Source organism: Pseudomonas sp. Pse1, from assembly GCF_024519635.1.
Taxonomy (GTDB): domain Bacteria; phylum Pseudomonadota; class Gammaproteobacteria; order Pseudomonadales; family Pseudomonadaceae; genus Aquipseudomonas.
On the sequence record NZ_JALJRO010000046.1, the window covers coordinates 1 to 3,380 of the forward strand.

At 50.7% G+C, this 3,380-nt stretch carries 2 rRNA genes; both read left to right on the forward strand.

The features are described 5' to 3' along the window. The first annotated feature begins 182 nt into the window (after positions 1–182). Positions 183–3,075: ribosomal RNA gene (locus NR126_RS28245) — 23S ribosomal RNA — on the forward strand. 141 nt (positions 3,076–3,216) lie between these two features. Further along, positions 3,217–3,332, forward strand: a 5S ribosomal RNA gene (rrf, locus tag NR126_RS28250). The last annotated feature ends 48 nt before the right edge of the window (positions 3,333–3,380 follow it).

Genomic DNA, 3,380 nt, shown 5'->3' on the forward strand with positions numbered 1-3,380 from the left:
GTGAATGTTGATTTCTGATCTTTGATTAGATCGTTCTTTAAAAATTTGGGTATGTGATAGAAAGATAGACTGAACGTTACTTTCACTGGTAACGGATCAGGCTAAGGTAAAATTTGTGTTCTAAATGCAAATTTTCGGCGAATGTCGTCTTCATAGTATAACCAGATTGCTTGGGGTTATATGGTCAAGTGAAGAAGCGCATACGGTGGATGCCTTGGCAGTCAGAGGCGATGAAAGACGTGGTAGCCTGCGAAAAGCTTCGGGGAGTCGGCAAACAGACTTTGATCCGGAGATGTCTGAATGGGGGAACCCAGCCATCATAAGATGGTTATCTTGTACTGAATACATAGGTGCAAGAGGCGAACCAGGGGAACTGAAACATCTAAGTACCCTGAGGAAAAGAAATCAACCGAGATTCCCTTAGTAGTGGCGAGCGAACGGGGACTAGCCCTTAAGTGGCTTTGAGATTAGCGGAACGCTCTGGAAAGTGCGGCCATAGTGGGTGATAGCCCTGTACGCGAAAATCTCTTAGTCATGAAATCGAGTAGGACGGAGCACGAGAAACTTTGTCTGAATATGGGGGGACCATCCTCCAAGGCTAAATACTACTGACTGACCGATAGTGAACTAGTACCGTGAGGGAAAGGCGAAAAGAACCCCGGAGAGGGGAGTGAAATAGATCCTGAAACCGTATGCGTACAAGCAGTGGGAGCCCACTTTGTTGGGTGACTGCGTACCTTTTGTATAATGGGTCAGCGACTTATTTTCAGTGGCGAGCTTAACCGAATAGGGGAGGCGTAGCGAAAGCGAGTCTTAATAGGGCGTCTAGTCGCTGGGAATAGACCCGAAACCGGGCGATCTATCCATGGGCAGGTTGAAGGTTGGGTAACACTAACTGGAGGACCGAACCGACTACCGTTGAAAAGTTAGCGGATGACCTGTGGATCGGAGTGAAAGGCTAATCAAGCTCGGAGATAGCTGGTTCTCCTCGAAAGCTATTTAGGTAGCGCCTCATGTATCACTGTAGGGGGTAGAGCACTGTTTCGGCTAGGGGGTCATCCCGACTTACCAAACCGATGCAAACTCCGAATACCTACAAGTGCCGAGCATGGGAGACACACGGCGGGTGCTAACGTCCGTCGTGAAAAGGGAAACAACCCAGACCGTCAGCTAAGGTCCCAAAGTTATGGTTAAGTGGGAAACGATGTGGGAAGGCTTAGACAGCTAGGAGGTTGGCTTAGAAGCAGCCACCCTTTAAAGAAAGCGTAATAGCTCACTAGTCGAGTCGGCCTGCGCGGAAGATGTAACGGGGCTCAAACCATACACCGAAGCTACGGGTATCATCTTAGGATGATGCGGTAGAGGAGCGTTCTGTAAGCCTGTGAAGGTGAGTTGAGAAGCTTGCTGGAGGTATCAGAAGTGCGAATGCTGACATGAGTAACGACAATGGGTGTGAAAAACACCCACGCCGAAAGACCAAGGTTTCCTGCGCAACGTTAATCGACGCAGGGTTAGTCGGTCCCTAAGGCGAGGCTGAAAAGCGTAGTCGATGGAAAACAGGTTAATATTCCTGTACTTCTGGTTATTGCGATGGAGGGACGGAGAAGGCTAGGCCAGCTTGGCGTTGGTTGTCCAAGTTTAAGGTGGTAGGCTGGAATCTTAGGTAAATCCGGGATTCTAAGGCCGAGAGCTGATGACGAGTTGTCTTTAGACGACGAAGTGGTTGATGCCATGCTTCCAAGAAAAGCTTCTAAGCTTCAGGTAACCAGGAACCGTACCCCAAACCGACACAGGTGGTTGGGTAGAGAATACCAAGGCGCTTGAGAGAACTCGGGTGAAGGAACTAGGCAAAATGGCACCGTAACTTCGGGAGAAGGTGCGCCGGTGAGGGTGAAGCACTTGCTGCGTAAGCCCACGCCGGTCGAAGATACCAGGCCGCTGCGACTGTTTATTAAAAACACAGCACTCTGCAAACACGAAAGTGGACGTATAGGGTGTGACGCCTGCCCGGTGCCGGAAGGTTAATTGATGGGGTTAGCTAACGCGAAGCTCTTGATCGAAGCCCCGGTAAACGGCGGCCGTAACTATAACGGTCCTAAGGTAGCGAAATTCCTTGTCGGGTAAGTTCCGACCTGCACGAATGGCGTAACGATGGCGGCGCTGTCTCCACCCGAGACTCAGTGAAATTGAAATCGCTGTGAAGATGCAGTGTATCCGCGGCTAGACGGAAAGACCCCGTGAACCTTTACTATAGCTTTGCACTGGACTTTGAATTTGCTTGTGTAGGATAGGTGGGAGGCTTTGAAGCGTGGACGCCAGTCTGCGTGGAGCCATCCTTGAAATACCACCCTGGCAACTTTGAGGTTCTAACTCAGGTCCGTTATCCGGATCGAGGACAGTGTATGGTGGGTAGTTTGACTGGGGCGGTCTCCTCCTAAAGAGTAACGGAGGAGTACGAAGGTGCGCTCAGACCGGTCGGAAATCGGTCGTAGAGTATAAAGGCAAAAGCGCGCTTGACTGCGAGACAGACACGTCGAGCAGGTACGAAAGTAGGTCTTAGTGATCCGGTGGTTCTGTATGGAAGGGCCATCGCTCAACGGATAAAAGGTACTCCGGGGATAACAGGCTGATACCGCCCAAGAGTTCATATCGACGGCGGTGTTTGGCACCTCGATGTCGGCTCATCACATCCTGGGGCTGAAGCCGGTCCCAAGGGTATGGCTGTTCGCCATTTAAAGTGGTACGCGAGCTGGGTTTAGAACGTCGTGAGACAGTTCGGTCCCTATCTGCCGTGGACGTTTGAGATTTGAGAGGGGCTGCTCCTAGTACGAGAGGACCGGAGTGGACGAACCTCTGGTGTTCCGGTTGTCACGCCAGTGGCATTGCCGGGTAGCTATGTTCGGAATAGATAACCGCTGAAAGCATCTAAGCGGGAAACTAGCCTCAAGATGAGATCTCACTGGAACCTTGAGTTCCCTGAAGGGCCGTCGAAGACTACGACGTTGATAGGTTGGGTGTGTAAGCGCTGTGAGGCGTTGAGCTAACCAATACTAATTGCCCGTGAGGCTTGACCATATAACACCCAAGCAATTTGACTACTCGAAAGAGCATCAGATTGCGGTGTATGAAGACGAAGACACCGAAAGTTTGCAGTACACAAATTGATCACATACCCGATTTGCTGAAGCGTCGAAAGACGGTTCGGTACCCGAATTTCTTGACGACCATAGAGCATTGGAACCACCTGATCCCATCCCGAACTCAGCAGTGAAACGATGCATCGCCGATGGTAGTGTGGGGTTTCCCCATGTGAGAGTAGGTCATCGTCAAGATTAAATTCCGAAACCCCTATCTGCGAATGCAGGTAGGGGTTTTGTTTT